At 62.3% G+C, this 18,074-nt stretch carries 16 protein-coding genes and 2 pseudogenes; 14 read left to right on the top strand and 4 right to left on the bottom strand.

The window, feature by feature from the left end:
- Positions 1-545 (bottom strand): annotated as a pseudogene (locus tag AB5Y98_RS08795) (transposase); the annotation flags it as partial.
- Between the two features lie 178 nt (positions 546-723).
- Positions 724-1,494, bottom strand: coding sequence for a hypothetical protein (locus AB5Y98_RS08790; RefSeq protein ID WP_157835376.1), 771 nt, complete (start codon positions 1,492-1,494; stop codon positions 724-726).
- A gap of 360 nt (positions 1,495-1,854) precedes the next feature.
- On the opposite strand from AB5Y98_RS08790, the gene AB5Y98_RS08785 reads away from it, so the two are divergent.
- A complete protein-coding gene (locus AB5Y98_RS08785) occupies positions 1,855-2,724 on the top strand; it encodes a tyrosine-type recombinase/integrase (RefSeq protein ID WP_240183857.1) in 870 nt (289 codons plus the stop codon).
- Positions 2,725-2,898: 174 nt separating this feature from the next.
- Here the strand turns inward: AB5Y98_RS08785 and AB5Y98_RS08780 are convergent, their stop codons facing one another.
- A complete protein-coding gene (locus AB5Y98_RS08780) occupies positions 2,899-3,786 on the bottom strand; it encodes a DMT family transporter (protein ID WP_017788552.1) in 888 nt (295 codons plus the stop codon).
- Positions 3,787-3,882: 96 nt separating this feature from the next.
- Between AB5Y98_RS08780 and AB5Y98_RS08775 the strand changes: the two genes are divergently transcribed.
- On the top strand, positions 3,883-4,689 hold the full coding sequence (locus AB5Y98_RS08775) for a helix-turn-helix transcriptional regulator (RefSeq protein ID WP_005298514.1): 807 nt from the start codon (positions 3,883-3,885) through the stop codon (positions 4,687-4,689).
- 62 nt (positions 4,690-4,751) lie between these two features.
- On the opposite strand, the gene AB5Y98_RS08770 is transcribed toward AB5Y98_RS08775, so the two are convergent.
- A complete protein-coding gene (locus AB5Y98_RS08770) occupies positions 4,752-6,269 on the bottom strand; it encodes an aldehyde dehydrogenase family protein (RefSeq protein WP_368231753.1) in 1,518 nt (505 codons plus the stop codon).
- 231 nt (positions 6,270-6,500) lie between these two features.
- Here AB5Y98_RS08770 and AB5Y98_RS08765 point away from each other — a divergent pair, with 231 nt between their 5' ends.
- The 12 genes and pseudogenes from AB5Y98_RS08765 to AB5Y98_RS08710 all read left to right on the top strand — a co-directional run.
- Entirely contained in the window at positions 6,501-8,177 is a 1,677-nt protein-coding gene (locus tag AB5Y98_RS08765; RefSeq protein WP_368231752.1) for a sigma-54-dependent Fis family transcriptional regulator, read from the top strand.
- 85 nt (positions 8,178-8,262) lie between these two features.
- Positions 8,263-9,438 (top strand): acyl-CoA dehydrogenase, encoded by a 1,176-nt coding sequence (locus AB5Y98_RS08760; RefSeq protein ID WP_043170772.1) that lies wholly within the window; start codon positions 8,263-8,265, stop codon positions 9,436-9,438.
- Positions 9,438-10,592, top strand: a complete 1,155-nt coding sequence (locus AB5Y98_RS08755; protein WP_368231751.1) for a CaiB/BaiF CoA transferase family protein — start codon at positions 9,438-9,440, stop codon at positions 10,590-10,592. Before AB5Y98_RS08760 ends, AB5Y98_RS08755 begins: the two co-directional genes overlap by 1 nt.
- Before the next feature lie 149 nt (positions 10,593-10,741).
- Positions 10,742-11,152 carry a VOC family protein gene (locus AB5Y98_RS08750; RefSeq protein ID WP_010634726.1) on the top strand — a complete coding sequence of 137 codons (411 nt, stop codon included), beginning with the start codon at positions 10,742-10,744 and terminating at the stop codon, positions 11,150-11,152.
- A gap of 102 nt (positions 11,153-11,254) precedes the next feature.
- Complete coding sequence (phoB, locus tag AB5Y98_RS08745; protein WP_005298527.1) at positions 11,255-11,944, top strand: phosphate regulon transcriptional regulator PhoB; 690 nt, start codon at positions 11,255-11,257, stop codon at positions 11,942-11,944.
- 9 nt (positions 11,945-11,953) lie between these two features.
- Positions 11,954-13,249, top strand: coding sequence for a phosphate regulon sensor histidine kinase PhoR (phoR, locus tag AB5Y98_RS08740; RefSeq protein ID WP_094697748.1), 1,296 nt, complete (start codon positions 11,954-11,956; stop codon positions 13,247-13,249).
- Positions 13,250-13,626: 377 nt separating this feature from the next.
- Positions 13,627-14,601 carry a PstS family phosphate ABC transporter substrate-binding protein gene (locus AB5Y98_RS08735; RefSeq protein ID WP_005298532.1) on the top strand — a complete coding sequence of 325 codons (975 nt, stop codon included), beginning with the start codon at positions 13,627-13,629 and terminating at the stop codon, positions 14,599-14,601.
- Positions 14,602-14,750: 149 nt separating this feature from the next.
- Entirely contained in the window at positions 14,751-15,557 is an 807-nt protein-coding gene (locus AB5Y98_RS08730; RefSeq protein ID WP_017780627.1) for a M48 family metallopeptidase, read from the top strand.
- Positions 15,545-16,051, top strand: a complete 507-nt coding sequence (locus AB5Y98_RS08725) for a GNAT family N-acetyltransferase (protein WP_017765749.1) — start codon at positions 15,545-15,547, stop codon at positions 16,049-16,051. Before AB5Y98_RS08730 ends, AB5Y98_RS08725 begins: the two co-directional genes overlap by 13 nt.
- Before the next feature lie 109 nt (positions 16,052-16,160).
- Entirely contained in the window at positions 16,161-17,063 is a 903-nt protein-coding gene (locus AB5Y98_RS08720) for an ROK family protein (RefSeq protein WP_010634724.1), read from the top strand.
- A 42-nt stretch (positions 17,064-17,105) separates the two neighbouring features.
- Entirely contained in the window at positions 17,106-17,831 is a 726-nt protein-coding gene (locus tag AB5Y98_RS08715) for a copper homeostasis protein CutC (protein WP_010634723.1), read from the top strand.
- Between the two features lie 34 nt (positions 17,832-17,865).
- Positions 17,866-17,958, top strand: a pseudogene (locus AB5Y98_RS08710) (copper homeostasis protein CutC); the annotation flags it as partial.
- Positions 17,959-18,074: the final 116 nt, after the last annotated feature.

Raw genomic sequence — 18,074 nt, 5'->3', positions numbered from 1 at the left:
ACTGCGCACTTTGAATCGACCAATCTGATGTCCCAACTCTTGCATCATCGACATCAAGGCGCGGCTGCCAGCCGAGTCCCGGCTCGCTTTGAACAAACGGCGCAACTCGCTGCGTTGTTGCATCCGCTCACGGTTAATCACCCGTTTGCGAGCCTGATAGTCGTAAAAACAGGACGTGGGAACATCAAAAGCGCAGCAGACCAGGGTGATGGGGGCTTGCTCCCTTAATCGGTCTATCAGCGCGTACGTGTGAATTCGTCCGCCATCAAGAGAGCAGTAGCCTTTTTTAGAATGTCCTTTTCGCGCTCGAGCCGGTTGATACGGGCTTCCAGCTCCTGGATTTTTTGCTGTTCCGGGGTCAGCGCCTTGCTGATCGGGGTTGTGCCAGTTCGTTCGGATTGAAGCTGCTGAACCCAGCGGCGAAGCACGGTTTCACCGACATCCAGTGAACGGCTGGCTTCGGGGACAGAATATCCCTGGTCGAGCACCAGGGATGCGGCTTCCAGCTTGAACTCGGCAGTAAATGAGCGACGTAATCTTGTCATTGAACACCTCAGGTCTGGGTGGCGACTGTACCACCTAAAATGGTGTCCGGGATGATTAGACCACTACAATCTGAAATTGATACCGAAGGAAGTGCGTACTAAAGTAGCGTAAACAAGACACCGGTTTGAGGCCGGTGTCAGGTGATAGCTGGAACTGTACAGATAATAGTAAAAGTAATTATGATGCGTTTACTTTTTCCATGTTGACACGATATTCACCATTGGCATAGTTAACAGGAATGAATATTTCTGCCATACCATCACTAGTTGTGAAGTAGTAAGGTTGTCCTTCTTTAACTATGTCAGAATCGATGTGACTTTTATTGTTGTAGCTGATGGCTAAGCCATTTAATTTTTTATCATCTTGACCAGAAATCTTTCCAAATATTGTCATTTTATAAGTGACATTTTTTTCTAGTGTTACTTTGTATTTATTATTGTTGCTCAGGTTGTATGAGGATGCGTCAATCGTGAATGTGCTGTTGAGGGGCTCGGAACTATAGCAGAATGAAAGTATACCATGCGCTACATACAACCATTCGATACTCTTAGTATCAGTAGAGCTTCCTAAGCCTACAGTAAATTGATCCTGCTTTAGCAAAGGATTATAGATGCGAGTATCCAAATTTATTTTTTGAAATTGAGTTCCGGGGGGGACCTGTGACGCAGTGACAATATTGTTGTTTTCAGTATTCACATAGACATAATGATTATTTTTCTGCTCTCCAGAGGAGATTCTCAATGTCAGGGAAATGTTGTTGATGTTATATTTTTCACCATTTGGTAGCTTGAAGTTAAGTTTGTGAATGGTGTTCCAGTCGTTTGTTTTCTCCAAACCTTCAACATAACCACTACTGAATCTTTGAGTGTCTTTGAACTCTTTGGTTCCTGGTTCGCATGCTGCAAATGCCATAAATGGAAGCAAGGAAATAACTGCTAAAGATTTCATTATAATCATCCTTTTTACTATGGGTAATCATAACCTAACACAATAGGATTCAATCGGGATAGACCCCATTTGGGGGCTGTGAGTATAAATAACGTCATCTTCATTACAAAATCGATGTGTCATGCGTGAGTGCATTGGAAGGTCTAAGCGAGATATGTGTTCAGGATAATTGATGTGAAGAATGGTGAGTAGTGAAGCTGTCAATAGTGTGATTGTTTATATGAGTGAAATAGGCTGTCTATGAGTATTAAATCTACCCCAGAAGGTTATCTGGTTGATATTCGCCCGCAAGGTCGTGGCGGCAGACGGATTCGCAAGCGCTTCAAGACTAAATAAGAGGTCCAGCAGTTCGAGCGTTGGGTGATCGCCACTGAACACAATAAAGAATGGCTTGAACGACCTGCGGATAACTGCCCATTGTCAGAGCTGATCGAACTTTGGTGGTGCTACCATGGCCAGACTTTGAAATCTGGACAAGGTGCGCGTAAGAAACTCCATAATATTGATGCAGGAATGGGGTATCCATTAGCGAAGCAGGTGACTAAGGCGCTGTTTTCTGAATACAGAGCAATGCGACTACAAGCAGGTCGTTCAGCAAATACAGTGAACCGAGAGCACGATATGCTAGGTGGGGTGTTTTCAGTACTGATTGAACTTGGTCATTACTATCATGAGCATCCTCTCAAAGAGATTAAAAAGATGAAGTTGGTCGAAAGATCAATGGGGTATCTTGTCCAGGAAGAAATTCGCTCAGTATTGAAGAGGCTATCTAAAGATAACCTCAAGGTGGTAAAGCTTTGTCTGGCCACGGGGGCTAGATGGAGCGAAGTAGCAAACCTGCGGCGTGAGGATGTGCTGGCTGGCCGGGTGACTTATATCAATACCAAGAATGGGAGGAATCGCACTGTACCGATCTCTGCTGAGCTATTTGAAGAAGTCACAGAAGGGGTCACGCGTGGTCCGCTCTTTCGTGAATTGGACTACTTGATAGTCCGGGAAGTGATTAAATCGGTGGCTCCAGACCTTCCAGTAGGGCAGGCAGTTCATGTTTTGCGGCACACTTTCGCATCACATTTTATGATGTCTGGTGGAAACATACTTGCTCTTCAAAAAAACCTAGGGCACTACAACATTCAGCAGACCATGACCTATGCCCACTTTGCTCCGGATTACTTGAGTGATGCAGTACGATTTAACCCTCTAGAAAACCCGTTATCACCGGCTTTATAATGTGTCCACATATTGCCCCAATTGTTGTCATTTCGCGTCTTAATGTGTCATAGCTTATGGCATGTAACCATCTGTTTTTAATCTAAATTATTGATTTTAATGGGTTAATAATGGGAGCCGAAGCTCCCTTTTTCAGGTCTATACGTCGGCACGAAAACCGGTACGACGGGCCGCTCAGGCCTCTTCCAGCAGGACGCGGCGGGCTCTTGGTTTGAACTGGGAGAGCATGACCCCGCTCAGGATGAGGCCGCCCCCCAGCAGGTGATAGCCGTGGATGGGCTCCCCCAGGCTGATGACGGCGATGAGGGCCGTGCACAGGGGCATCAGGTTCATGAAGACCGAGGTGCGCTCCGCCCCCAGACTGGCGAGGCCGCGCATCCAGCAGTAGGCGGCGAAGATGGAGGAGGCGAGCCCGGCGAACAGCACCATGCTCCAGCCCTGGGCGGGAATGGCCAGTGAGTCGGCGGAGAGGGCCAGCGGGATAAGCAGCAGCACCGCCAGCAGGATCTGCAGATAGAGGTTGAGCCAGGGGCCGAACGGCAGTTGCCAGCGGCGTATCAAGAGGCCATAGAGGGCATAGCTGGCCGCCCCCAGCAGCATCATGCCATCGCCTGGGTTGATCCCGCTGTGCAGCAGCGCCTGAGGGTTGCCCTGACCGAGCAGCCAGAGTACCCCGAACAGCGAGAGGCTCATGCCGAGCAGCGCCTGCTTGCCCGGCTTCTGGCCAAAGCAGCAGGCCCCGATCAGCAGGGTGAGCAGCGGCAGCAGGGAGCCGATGACCCCCATGTTGGTGGCCGAGGTGCTGTGGGCTGCGTAGTAGGCGAGGCACTGGTAGAGCACCATGCCAAGCAGGGAGAGCACCAGCAGCTTGCCGAGCCAGGGGCGGAGATCGCGCCGGCGGCGCCACAGCTGAGGCAGGCAGAAGGGGGTCAGCGCCAGGGCGGCGATCACCCAGCGGTAGAAGGAGATGGCGGCAGGATCCAGCACGCCGGCGGCGGCCTTGGAGACCACGGTATTGGCGGCCCAGATCAGGATGGCGAGCAGGGGGAAGAGAAAGGGCATAGGCACTCCTTGGTACGATGGGGAGAGTCTAACCTTGTCTTGAACGAGGTAAGTAGCGTAAATAAGACATGTCATAACCGCTTTGGGACAATCTGCATGGGCACCCTCACCCTGGCCGAGCAGGATCGCCTGCTGGCCGCCCCCAACCCCCTCTATTTTCGCTACAGCCAGATCCAGGGGGGCAACGCCTGTGCCGAGCATGCCCACCCCTGGGGCCAGCTCAGCCTCATCAGTCTCGGGGTCATGGTGGTGGAGGTCGGGGGGCAGCGGCTGGTGGCGCCGCCGGACTACCTCATCTGGGTGCCGGCGGATCAGCCCCACACCGCCTTCAACGAGCAGACCCTGGACTACACCTCCATCTACGTGAGCCACGCGCTGGCGCCGCGCCTGCCACGGGAACCCCAGCTGCTGGCGCTCACCCCCTTGCTGCGGGCCCTGCTGGAGGATTTCACCCAGCGCCGGGTCGGCCACATGGAGGACGAGTGGGATGCCCGTCAGGGTGAACTCTTCATCGAGAAGCTGGCTCGCACCCGTTGCCAGCCGAGCTACCTGCCCCAGAGCCGGGATCGCCTGCTCGCCCCCCTGCTGGCGGCGCTGCAGGCGGCGCCGGAGGACAACCGCACCCTGGCCCAGTGGGCCAAGGTGCTGCACACCACGGAGCGCACCCTGGCGCGGCGCTGCCAGAAGGAGCTTGGCATGAGCCTCGGCCAGTGGCGCACCCGGCTGCGGCTGGTGAAGGCGCTGGACTGGCTGCGCGGCGAGATGCCGGTGCAGGAGATCGCTTGGCGGCTCGGTTACACCTCCACCTCGGCCTTTATCGCCATGTTTCAGCGCGAACAGGGTTGTGCCCCCCAGCGATATCGTCAACAGCTGGGGATCGGCGCCGGGCAGGCACAGCTCTGACCGCGACCGCACCAGCAATGAAAAGGGCGCCCGCAGGCGCCCTTGTGGATCACGGGGTGGGCTTAGAAGAAGCCGAGCGGGTTGATGTCGTGGCTCACCAGCAGGTTCTTGGTGTTCTGGTAGTGGTCCAGCATCATCTTGTGGGTCTCGCGACCGATCCCTGACTTCTTGTAGCCACCGAAGGCCGCGTGCGCCGGGTAGGCGTGGTAGCAGTTGACCCAGACCCGGCCGGCCTGGATGCCGCGCCCCATGCGCCAGGCCAGGTTGCTGTCGCGGGTCCACAGGCCCGCCCCCAGCCCGTACTGGGTGTCGTTGGCAATGGCCAGCGCATCCGCCTCGTCCTTGAAGGTGGTGACCCCGAGCGCCGGGCCGAAGATCTCCTCCTGGAACACCCGCATCTTGTTCTGGCCGTGGAAGATGGTGGGCTGGATGTAGAAGCCCCCCTCCAGTCCGCTCACCCTGGCCGGGCCGCCGCCGATCAGCATTTTTGCCCCTTCGCCGCGGCCGATCTCCATGTAGCTCAGGATCTTGTCGAACTGCTCGCGGGACGCCTGGGCGCCGACCTGGGTGGTGGTGTCGAGGGGGTTGCCCTGCACTATGGTGCGAGCGCGGGCCAGCACTCTGTCCATGAAGTCGTCATAGATGCTCTCCTGCACCAGGGCGCGGGAGGGGCAGGTGCACACCTCGCCCTGGTTGAAGAAGGTCATCAGCATCCCTTCCACCGCCTTGTCGATGTAGCTGCTCTCGTGCTGCATCACGTCGGCGAAGTAGATGTTGGGGGACTTACCGCCCAGCTCGACTGTGGAGGGAATGAGCTTGTCGGCGGCGCAGCGCAGGATGTGGGCCCCCACCTCGGTGGAGCCGGTAAACGCGAGCTTCTGGATCCGGTCGCTGGTGGCGAGCGCCTGGCCCGCCTCGGCGCCGAAGCCGTTGACCACGTTGACCACGCCGGGAGGCAGTATGTCCTTGATGAGATCCATCATCAGCATGATGGTGACCGGGGTCTGCTCGGCGGGCTTGAGCACGCTGCAGCAGCCGGCCGCCAGCACCGGGGCCAGCTTCCAGGCGGCCATCAGCAGGGGGAAGTTCCACGGGATGATCTGGCCGACCACGCCGATGGGCTCCTTGAAGTGGTAGCTGACGGTGTTCTGATCCAGCTCGGCGGCGGAGCCCTCCTGGGCGCGGATGCAGCCGGCGAAGTAGCGGAAGTGATCCACCACCAGGGGCAGATCGGCGGCCAGGGTCTCGCGCACCGCCTTGCCGTTCTCCCAGGTCTCGGCGATGGCGAGCACCTCGATGTTCTGTTCGATGCGATCGGCGATGCGCAGCAGCAGGTTGCTGCGCTCGGTGACGCTGGTCTTGCTCCAGGCCGGGAAGGCCTTGTGGGCGGCGTCGAGCGCCAGCTCGATGTCGGCGGCGTCGGAGCGGGCCACCTCGCAGAACACGCGGCCATCCACCGGCGAGATGTTCTCGAAGTAGCGACCGGCGCGCGGCGCGACCCAGTCGCCACCGATGAAGTTGTCGTAACGGGACTTGAAGCTGACCAGGGCACCTGCCTGACCGGGAGCGGTATAAATCATCTCATCATCCTTATGTGTGTGGTCCTGACCGGCCGGAGAGGCCGGCTGCACTCCTGCTTTCGCAAGGGGCGTGCCAGAGGGTCTGACCAGCATCACAAAAGTTACAAAAACGTTATCAAACGGGGTGCGGCGGCGTATCTTGATTAACCAGTGACCCCGGCGACGACCACAGGAGTGTACCGTTTCTGGACAGGGGTCGTGACACTGTGCCCTTTGTGAACAGGAGGTGTGATGAGCGAGTTCCCTCAATCTGGTGCCAGCCCAATCCAGCGCTCCTGGCAGCGCTGCCTGCACCAGGGGTTGAGCCGTCAGCAGAGCGCCGAGCTGGACTTGCTGCCCCAGGGAGAGCTGTCGGCCCGCCAGGAGCAGCACAGGGGGCTGATCGCCAGCTTCCGGCGCTTCGTGCTGCCGCTGTTTGACCAGCTGCTGGCGGGGCGCCCCTGTCGGTTGCTGCTGTGCGATGGCGAGGGTGCCATCCTGGCCGCCAGCGGTGACGATGGCTTCGCCCGCCACGCCGAGCGGGTCTTTTTGCGCAGCGGCGCCCGCTGGGGGGAGGCGAGCAAGGGCACCAATGCCATCGGCACCGCGCTCGCCGAGCAGAGCGAGGTACAGGTACTCGGCAATCAGCACTTCTTCGCCCAGCACAGCTTTCTCAGCTGCAGCGCCTGCCCGCTGCTCGGGCCGGACGGGCAAGTGATCGGGGTGCTCGACATCTCCACCGATGCGGCCCACCACGGCGGCGACATGCTGGGCACGGTGCGGCTGCTGGCCATGACGCTGGAAAATGCGCTGCTGGCGTGCCAGCCGGGCTGGCTGGTGGATCTCGAGCCCCAGAGTCTCTGGTCCGCCCGCCTGCTGCTGGGGGAGGAGGGCGAACTGCTGGGGGCCAACCGGGCCGGCCGGCTCTGGCTCGGCCAGCACCCCTTCGACGGCAAGCAGCTGCTGCGGGATCGGCGCGGGCTGCGGCTGGTGCCGGAGGTTCATCCCGTTGCGGCCCAGCCCGGCCTGCCGGCCGATGCCGGCGGCTCACACGGCCAGCAGGTGCCGCTCAAGATGCTGGAGCGCGGCATCTCGCTGCTTATCGAGGGGGAGACCGGCAGCGGCAAGGAGCATCTGGTGCGCGACCTCCATCGCCAGTCGAGCCGCCACGAGAAGCCCCTGGTGTGCGTCAACTGCGGCGCCCTGCCGGCGGAGCTGGTGGAGGCCGAGTTGTTCGGCTATGTCGGCGGGGCCTTCAGCGGTGCTCGCAGCCAGGGCAGTCAGGGGTATCTGCGCGCCGCCCACGGCGGCATCCTGATGCTGGACGAGATCGGCGAGCTGCCGCTCTCGGCCCAGACCCGGTTGCTGCGGGTGTTGCAGGAGCGCGCCGTCACCCCGGTCGGCAGCCACAAGCCTGAGGTGGTGGATTTCTGGCTGGTCAGCGCCAGCCACCGGGATCTGGCGGCCATGGTGGCGGCCGGCACCTTTCGCGAGGATCTCTACTACCGTATCTGCGGCTGGCACCAGCAACTGGCGCCGCTGCGCGACTGGCCGGCCTCCGAGCGGCAGGCGCTGGTCCGGCGGCTGCTGGCCGAGATGGATCCTGCCCTGCACCTGACCGATGAGGCCGAGCGCCACTTGCTGGCCCACCCGCTGCCCGGCAACGTGCGCCAGCTCAAGCAGGCGCTGGAGGTAGCCTGCGTATTGGCGGAAGGGCAGGGCTGGATTGAGCCTGCCCACCTGCATCTGCCGACCGTGGCCATGGCGCCGGTCGCCCCCCCGGCGCTGGCGGGCAGCACATTGCGCGAGCAGAACCGGCAACGGGTGCAGCAGACCCTGACAGAGTGCGGCGGCAACGTGAGCGAGGCGGCGCGCCGGCTCGGCATCAGCCGCACCACCCTCTATCGGGCGCTGCGGGAGGCAAGCTGAGGCGTTTGTGACCTAAGTTTTTCGTGGTTAAGATGGGTCCACAAGAGACCCTTTGATGATTCTTTTGCATGGCATGGAGTGCCTTATGACGCGTACCCGATTTGATTGGCAAGACCCCTTCTTTCTCGATAGCCAGCTCGGCGAAGAGGAGCGGCTCATCCGCGACGCCGCCCGCGACTACTGCCAGGCGCGGCTGATGCCCCGGGTGCTGGAGGCCAACCGCCGCGAGCAGTTTGACCGCACCATCATGAACGAGCTGGGGGAGCTGGGGCTGCTCGGCGCCACCCTGCCGGAGCAGTACGGCTGCGCCGGAGTCAATCACGTGGCCTACGGCCTCATCGCCCGGGAGGTGGAGCGGGTCGACAGCGGCTACCGCTCGGCCATGAGCGTGCAGTCGTCCCTGGTGATGCACCCGATCCACGCTTATGGCGACGAAGCCCAGCGCCAGCGCTGGCTGCCGGGGTTGGCCCGGGGCGAGCTGGTGGGCTGCTTCGGCCTCACCGAGCCGGATGCGGGTTCCGACCCTGGCTCCATGAAGAGCCGCGCCGAGCGGGTTGACGGCGGCTATCTGCTCACCGGCAACAAGATGTGGATCACCAACTCCCCCATCGCCGATCTGTTCGTGGTGTGGGCCAAGCTGGATGGCGAGATCACCGGCTTCGTGCTGGAGCAGGGGATGGCCGGGCTCTCTGCCCCCAAGATCGAGGGCAAGTTCTCCCTGCGCGCCTCCATCACCGGCGAGATCGTGATGGAGCGAGTCTTCGTGCCGGAGGCCAACCGGCTGGCCGGGGTGAGCGGCCTCAAGGGGCCGTTCGGCTGCCTCAACAAGGCGCGCTACGGCATTGCCTGGGGGGCGCTCGGCGCCGCCGAGTTCTGCTGGCATGCCGCCCGCCAGTACGGACTGGATCGTCAGCAGTTCGGCCGCCCGCTCGCCGCCACCCAGCTGTTTCAGCTCAAGCTGGCCAACATGCAGACCGAGATTGCCTTAGGCCTGCAGGGCTGTCTGCAGGCCGGGCGCCTGATGGACGAGGGGCGCTGCCCGGTGGAGCTGGTGTCGCTCATCAAGCGCAACAGTTGTGGCAAGGCGCTGGAGATCGCCCGCGTCGCCCGCGACATGCACGGCGGCAACGGCATCAGCGACGAGTTTCACGTCATTCGCCACGTGATGAACCTGGAGGCGGTCAACACCTACGAGGGAACCCACGACATCCATGCCCTGATCCTGGGGCGGGCCCAGACCGACCTGCAGGCGTTTGAGTAATGGGGCCCCTTGCCGGTGTGCGCGTGCTGGATCTCAGCCGTGTGCTGGCCGGCCCCTGGGCCAGCCAGCTGCTTGCCGATCTCGGCGCCGACGTGGTCAAGGTGGAGGCCCCCGGGCGCGGTGACGACACCCGCCACTGGGGCCCGCCCGAGCTGGTGGCGGGGGAGGCGGCCTACTTTCACGCGGCCAACCGGGGCAAACGCTCCATCGCCCTGGATCTAGCTCGCGACAGAGACACCCTGCTGGCCTTGGTGGACTGTGCCGACGTGGTGATCGAGAACTTCAAGGTGGGGGGACTGGCGCGCTTTGGCCTCGATTACCCCAGCCTCAAGGCCCGCCACCCAGGGCTCATCTACTGCTCCATCACCGGCTTTGGCCAGGACGGGCCCTGGGCCCAGCGACCCGGTTACGATCTGCTTATTCAGGGGCTGGGCGGGTTGATGAGCATCACGGGTCAGCCCGACGGGGTGCCCGGCGGCGGGCCGGTCAAGGTGGGGGTGGCGCTCGTCGACATCCTCACCGGCCTCTACGCCACCATCGGTATCCAGGCGGCCCTGCGCCATCGGGAGCGAACCGGTGAGGGGCAGCAGATCGATCTCGCCCTGCTCGATGTGTCGGTGGCTGTGCTGGCCAACCAGGCGATGAATTATCTCGCCACCGGTCAGGCGCCCGGACGCCTTGGCAACGGCCACCCCAATATCGTCCCCTACGACGTCTATCCCACCCTGGATGGCCACCTCATCCTGGCGGTGGGCAATGACGGCCAGTTTGCCGCGCTGGCGGCCCTGCTGGGGGAACCCGGGTGGGCGACGGACCCCGACTTTGCCACCAACGCCGCCCGGGTGCGCCAGCGTCACCGGCTCAACGCCCTGATTGCCGAGCGGCTGCTGGCGCGCAGCAGCGCCGAGTGGAGTGCCATGCTGGAGGCGGCCGGGGTGCCGGGCGGACCCATTCTCACCCTGGATGCGCTGTTTGCCCTCGAGCAGGGGGCGGTGCGGGGCTGGGTGCAGCAGGTGCAGCGCGGCGAACAATCCTTGCCCACCCTGGCCAACCCGCTCCATCTGTCGGCCACCCCGGTATGCTACGGGCGTGCCTCGCCAGCGCTGGACGGGGACCGGGATAGCGTGCTGCGCGACTGGCTCGGACAGGAGTGAGCCGGTTGCTTTAAGCGGGGGAGATCGCGCCTGCCCGGCGCCATGCTTCCCTCTTCCATCCTCTGCCATCTCATCTGCCCCGGTGCTGGAGCACGGGGCCGTCCCCCGTTATGATGCGCCCCGTCCATTCATCTGTTGAGGAACTTCCCATGGCACAACACATTGGCGCCCTGGCCCTGCTGGTGGCCGATTACGACCAGGCCATCACCTTCTTTACCCAGGGACTGGGGTTCGAACTGCTGGAAGACACCCCCCTCGACGAGCCGGGCAAACCGGGCAAGCGCTGGGTGCGGGTTGCCCCCAAGGGAGCCCCCGGTTCCGCCCTGTTGCTGGCGCGGGCTGCCACCCCGGAGCAGCGGGCCGCCATCGGCCAGCAGGGGGGCGGCCGGGTCTTCCTGTTCCTCGAGACTGACGACTTCTGGGGCGACTACCAGCGCATGCAGGCGTACGGTGTCCATTTTTGTGAACAGCCGCGCACCGAGCCTTACGGCACCGTGGTGGTATTCGAGGACATCAGTGGCAATCGCTGGGATCTGCTGCAACTCACTGCTGCCAACTGAATCTGAAAACGTTTATCATCCCGCCTGTCATAAAGTCATAAAAGTGTCACAGAAAGTTCTAATAATTGGCGCACCCATCTTCACAGAGGAGAGAGAAGGGATATGGCTAAGCGAATTCTGGTGGTCGAGGACGAAGCACCGATCCGCGAAATGCTCTGCTTCGTGCTCGAGCAGAAGGGATATGAAACAGTAGAAGCTGAAGATTTTGCCGACGGATTGGCGAAGGTGCGCGAACCCTACCCCGAACTCATCGTGCTGGACTGGATGATGCCAGGCGGCAGCGGCATCCAGTTCATCAAGCAGCTCAAGCAGGATGAGGTGACCCGCCAGATCCCGGTGGTGATGCTGACCGCCCGCGGCGAGGAAGAGGACAAGGTGCGCGGGCTGGAAGCGGGGGCCGATGACTACATCACCAAGCCGTTCTCCCCCAAGGAGCTGACTGCCCGCCTGCATGCGGTGATGCGCCGCGTCTCTCCCACCTCGGTGGACGAGGTGATCGAGGTGCAGGGGCTCAAGCTGGACCCTGTCTCCCACCGGGTCAGCGCCGAGGAGAAGGCCCTCGACATGGGGCCGACCGAATTCAAGCTGCTGCACTTCTTCATGACCCACCCGGAGCGGGTCTACAGCCGCGAGCAGCTGCTCAACAACGTCTGGGGTACCAATGTGTACGTCGAGGACAGAACCGTGGATGTGCACATCCGTCGCCTGCGCAAGGCCATTGAAGAGACGGGGCATGATCGCTTGATCCAGACGGTGCGCGGCGCGGGCTATCGCTTCTCAACCCGTCTCTAAGAGGCACTTATGTTGCAACCATACGCCTGGCGGCGCCAGTTGTGGCGAATGGCATTCTTCTATGCGCCCTTCGTCTTGGTCGGCTGGCTGACGGAGAGTCTGGCCCTGTGTCTGTTGCTGGCTACCGTCATGCACCTGGGCTGGCACTACCGTTTCCAGAAGCGGCTGTCGGACTGGCTGTGGCACGATCGCAGCCTGGTGCCTCCCAACGGCAGCGGCAGCTGGGAGTACATCTTCAACGGCATCTACAAGCTGCAGCAGCGCCACCGGGCCCGCCGCCGCGAGCTGGCGGGTCTCATCCGCCGCTTTCGGGAAGGGGCCGAGGCACTGCCCGATGCGGCCGTGGTATTTCGCACCGACGGCAGCATCCTCTGGTGCAACCGGCTGGCGGAGCAGCTGCTCGGCTTTCGCTGGCCGGAAGACGCCGGTCAGCACATCGGCAACCTGATTCGCAATCCCGCCTTCGGCGCCTACCTCGGCAAGGGGGAGTATGACGAACCGTTCGAGATGACCTCGCCCATCAACGAGGAGAAGTTTCTCGAGTTTCGCATCATGCCCTACGCCGAGGATCAGGCCATGCTGGTGGTGCGGGACGTGACCCGGCTGCGCAGCCTGGAGAAGACCCGCAAGCATTTCGTCTCCAACGTCTCCCACGAGCTGCGCACCCCGCTCACCGTGCTCAAGGGCTATCTGGAGATGACCGAGGAGCCGCCGCCGCCCGCCATGTGGGCCAAGGCGCACAGGGTGATGATGGAGCAGACCATCCGCATGGACAACCTGGTCAACCAGCTGCTTACCCTGTCGCGCATCGAGGCGGCGCCGACCGTGGATCTCTCCCATCTGGTGGACATGCCAGCCATGCTGGGGCTGCTGGAGCAGGAGGCGCGGGCGCTCTCCGGCGAGCGGGCCCACCAGTTCGAGTTCATGGTGCAGCCCAATCTGTTTGTGCGCGGCGATCAGGATCAACTGCGCAGTGCCGTCTCCAACCTGGTCTACAACGCCATTCATTACACCCCGGCGGGGCGCAAGATCACGGTGGAGTGGCGCAAGCAGGGGGCGATGGCGCTGTTTGCGGTGCAGGACGAGGGGGAGGGAATATCGCCCGAGCACCTGGCGCGGCTCACCGAGCGGTTCTACCGGGTCGACAAGGCCCGTTCGCGCCATACCGGTGGCTCCGGGCTCGGCCTTGCCATCGTCAAGCATGCCCTGAGTCACCACGACTGCCAGCTCGACATCGAGAGCCGGGTCGGCCTTGGCAGCCGCTTCAGCTTCCTCATCCCCGCTCGCATGGTGGTGTTGAAATAAGCTTTTCAAGCAATGGGTTAGCGATGAAAAGAGGGCGGCAATGGCGGCCCTCTTTTCATTTGGTCAAAAGCCTCGCCATGTCATTAAAGTGTCACATTAAATCCATAAATTTGTCACTGCCAGGTCAGATACTGGCGCCGTCTTGAGAACGGACCTGTGCCAGTGCGGCGCAGGGAGAGAATGAAACGCGACCGGCCGATCGCCCCACTCGGGATGCCACCACGTTTCGGCCTCAGATTGATGACTGCCTTCCACCGCCCCTGAGTCGGGCCAAAGAGGGCAGGGAATGACACTCAGCGCCCCGGTCGGATGACCGGCACTGAGCCAAGTTAACCCGTGTTTTGATGGACTGCGTTCTGCAACCTTGGAGAGATTGGATGAAACTCAACAAACTGGCTGGTGTAATCGGATTCACCGCAGCAACCCTGTTTTCCGTCAGCGCCCTGGCTGCCGGTGTGGATAAAAATCTGCCGGATTACACTCCGACCAGCGGCATCTCGGGCAACCTGTCCTCTGTCGGCTCGGATACCCTGGCCAACATGATGACCCTGTGGGCCGAAGAATTTAAGCGCATGTACCCCAACGTCAACGTGCAGATCCAGGCCGCCGGTTCTTCTACCGCGCCGACCGCGCTGACCGAAGGCGTCGCCCAGTTTGGCCCCATGAGCCGCGCCATGAAGTCCGGCGAGGAAGAGGCGTTCGAGAAGCGCTACGGTTACAAGCCGACCGCCATCCGCGTTGCGGTCGATGCCCTGGCGGTGTTCGTCAACAAGGACAACCCCATCAAGGGCCTGTCCATGCAGCAACTGGATGCCATCTTCTCCAGCACCCTCAAGTGCGGTGAAGCCAAGGCGGCCACCAAGTGGGCCGACCTGGGTCTGGACGGCTCCTGGTCCGGCAAGGATCTGCAACTGTTCGGTCGCAACTCCGTCTCCGGCACCTACGGCTACTTCAAAGAGCACGCTCTGTGCAACGGCGACTTCAAGAGCGGCGTGAACGAGCAGCCGGGCTCTGCCTCCGTGGTGCAGTCGGTCTCCTCCTCCCTGAACGGTATCGGCTACTCCGGCATCGGTTACGTCACCTCCGGCGTGCGCGCCGTGCCGCTCTCCAAGGATGGCAAGACCTTCATCGAAGCGACCTCCGACAACGCCATCACCGGCAAGTATCCGCTGTCGCGCTTCCTGTACGTCTACGTGAACAAGCACCCGAACAAGCCGCTCTCCCCGATGGAGCAAGAGTTCCTGAAGATGGTGCTCTCCAAGGCGGGCCAGAACATCGTCGCCAAAGATGGCTACGTACCGGTACCGGCCAAGGTGGTCGAAGCCGACCTGAAGAAACTGGGCATCATGTAAGCCGGTTTCCTCTGCCAGACGGGCCCCGCGGGGCCCGTTTTCTTTTTGGGCCGGCTGTGACCGCTTTCGCCGGACCGGGTGATTTGTCGACTTGCACCGGACGCCCGCATTTCCGAAAATAGGGCATCTTTATGGTGAAGGACACCTCCATGACATCTCCCTTGTTCAAGCTTGGCCTGGCGGCACTCTGTACGACCCTGCTCGCCAGCTGTGCCCAGTCTCCCACCGGTCGCAGCCAGATGCTGCTGTTCTCGCCCCAGCAGATGAGCAAGCTGGGGGCCGACTCCTTCGAGCAGATGAAGAAGCAGGAGAAGGTGAGCAAGGATGCCAGAGTGAACGCCTATGTCTCCTGCGTCGCCAAGGCGGTGACCGCCCAGGTGCCCGCCAGCTACGGCATCACCAACTGGGAAGTGGTGGTGTTTGACTCCAAGCAGGTGAACGCCTTCGCCCTGCCCGGCGGCAAGATCGGGGTCTACACCGGCCTGCTCAAGGTGGCCAAGAATCAGGATCAGCTCGCCACCGTCATCGGCCACGAGCTGACCCACGTGCTGGCCCAGCACTCCAACGAGCGACTCTCCCGCAGCCAGCTGACCGGCCTTGGGCTGGCGGCGGCCGACATCGCCATGGGCAGCAGCGAATACCGCGGCGCCACCATGGCGGCGCTGGGGCTCGGGGTGGAGGTCGGTGTCATGCTGCCCTATGGCCGCGAGCAGGAGAGCGAGGCGGACAGGCTGGGTCTGGATCTGATGGCCCGCGCCGGTTTCAATCCGGCCGAAGCCATTCCGCTCTGGCAGAACATGAGCGCGGCCGCGGGCGGCAATGCGCCGCCCCAGCTGCTCTCCACCCACCCCAGTAACGAGAGCCGGATCGCCGAGCTGCAGGCCCAGCAGGCTGAGGCCGTGCCGCTCTATCAGCAGGCCCGCGCCTCCGGACTGGTGCCCCAATGCAAGGCATAAGCCTGCGCATGGCGCGGCCCGATGACGCCGCGGCCATGACGGTGATGCAGCGGGCCAGCTGGCTCGCCGCATATGGCGGCGTGCTCGGTACCGACATGCTGGCCCAGCTGGCGGTCACCGAGCACCTGCAGATCTGGCAGCGCCGGCTGGCAGAAGCGGGCCCAAGGCCCATGCTGCTGTGTCAGGACGAGGTGGTCATCGGTCTGCTCTACTGGCAGCCGGAGCTGGCGGGGGAGTACCCCACCGCCTGGATCCGCGCCTTTTACCTGCATCCCGACCACTGGCGCCAGGGCCACGGCAAGCGGCTGTGGCAGGCGGTGGCGATGCAGATGCGGCGCGCAGGCTGTGAGGGCGTCAGATTGTGGCTGCTCGATGGCAACCACATAGGTGAGGGGTTTTATCTGCGCCGCGGCTTCGTCTTCGATGGTCAGGAGCGCACCCTGATGAGCCTCGGCCAGCCCTGCCTGCAGCGACAAATGTTTCGTTTGCTTTGATCTCTCTCCCGTTTTTCGCCCTCGGTCACTTTATTTTTTTTGCGAATTAATACAATGTCCCCCTTTGGACAGGCTGAGGTGAGGCGGCTCACCGACAAGGGAGTGTGGCATGTATTACGGCTTTGATATTGGTGGCACCAAGATAGCGTTTGCCGTCTATGACGGCGCCTTGAATCTCTGCCACGAGGAGCGCATGAGCACTCCCGGCAATGACTATCAGGGGCTGCAGCAGCTCATTCGCGAGCGGGTCGAGCAGGCGGATGCCCGTTTTGGCGCGCGCGGTGCGGTGGGCATCGGCTTTCCCGGCATTCTCAACCGGCACGACCACAGCATAGTGGCGGCCAATCTGCCTTCCATCAATGGTCGCCACCTGGGCGCCGATCTGGCCGAACTGCTGGGCAGACCGGTCAAGGTGGACAACGATGCCAACTGCTTCCTCTGGTCCGAGGTACATCAGGGGGCGGCGGCGGGGGCCGACAGCGCCCTCGGCGTCACCATAGGTACCGGCATCGGCGGCGCCGTCTATCTGGCGGGCAAGCTGATCCAGGGCCGCAACTGGCTGGCGGGGGAGATAGGCCACTACCCGCTGCCGGCCACCATGCTGATGAAGTACCCCGACCTGCCTCGTCCCCGTTGCGGCTGCGGCCGTCTGGTCTGTTTTGAAACTTATGCGTCCGGCACCGGGCTGGAGCGGCTCTACCATCACTTTCACGGCCAGCGTGCCAGCGGCCACCAGATAGTGGGGCGCTTCGAGGCGCACGAGCCCCATGCGGTGGCCACGGTCGACTGCTGGCTCGAAATCATGGCCGCCGGGCTTGCCACCGCCATCTCGGTGGTCGACCCCGACGTGGTGGTGCTGGGGGGCGGCCTGAGCGGCCTGCCCGCGCTCTATGAGCAGTTGCCGCTGCGCCTGCCCGGTCACCTGCTGCCCGGGGTCGCCCTGCCCGAGATCCGCGAGGCCCGCTTCGGCGGCGCCGGCGGGGTGCGCGGGGCCGCCTTGCTCAATTTATGAGATCAGAGCCGGGGTCTGATCTCCCCAATAAAGGAGTCCATCATGACCTCTCTTGAAATCTGTATCGACAACCTGGAATCTCTGTTTACCGCCCAGGCGGCCGGCGCCGATCGCATCGAGCTCTGCTCTGCGCTGGGGCTGGGCGGCCTGACCCCCTCCTATGGCTTCATGCAGCTGGCGGCGCGCCATGCCACCATTCCCGTCTACGCCATGATCCGGCCCCGGGCCGGCGATTTCTGCTTTGGCGAAGGGGAGTTCGAGATGATGCTGCAGGATATCGCGGCGGCCCGTGCCGCTGGCCTGCAAGGGGTGGTGGTCGGTCTGCTGGACGAGGAGGGACGGGTGCCCGCCGCCAGACTCGGCCAGCTGGTCGAGGCGGCGGGGCCCCTTGGCGTCACCTTCCACCGCGCCATCGACCTCTCCTCTGACTGGCGCCTCGACTTGGAGACCATAGTCGCCGCCGGCTGCGAGCGCATTCTGAGCTCGGGCCATGCACCGACTGCGCTGGCGGGGCTCGAGACCCTGCAGGCGATGCAGCAGGCGCTGGCGGGGCGCGCCAGTCTGATGCCGGGTGCCGGGGTCAATGCCGACAACGTGCGTACCATCATCGAGTTTACCGGGGTGAACGAAGTGCACATGTCCGGCATGGGCTGGCGCGGCGGCATGGTGCCTCATGGAGTGAACATGGGCACCTCGGACGACGGTCGGGTCAATATCACCGACGGCGCCAAAGTTGCAGCGGTACGGGCTCTGCTGGACAGGGGCTGATACGAGCCGCACGGCGGCATGGTGTCTCGTCATGGGCGTCAGCATGGACACCTCGGACGACGGTCGGGTCAATATCACCGACGGCGCCAAGGTCGCGGCGGTACGGGCCCTGCTGGACAGGGTCTGATACGGCTTGAATGTGAGCAGGGGTGATGGTGCTCTGTTTTGCTCCCTTCTCCCTTGGCGGAAGAAGGGGCGGGGATGAGGGGGCTGATGTGAGGCACCTCCCAGCTGGGGGCAAAA

This window comes from Aeromonas sp. s3 (assembly GCF_040907805.1).
Classification (GTDB): Bacteria; Pseudomonadota; Gammaproteobacteria; order Enterobacterales; family Aeromonadaceae; genus Aeromonas; species Aeromonas dhakensis.
The sequence above is the reverse complement of the archived record's forward strand: the minus strand, read 5'-3'. Positions and strand labels throughout refer to the sequence as shown.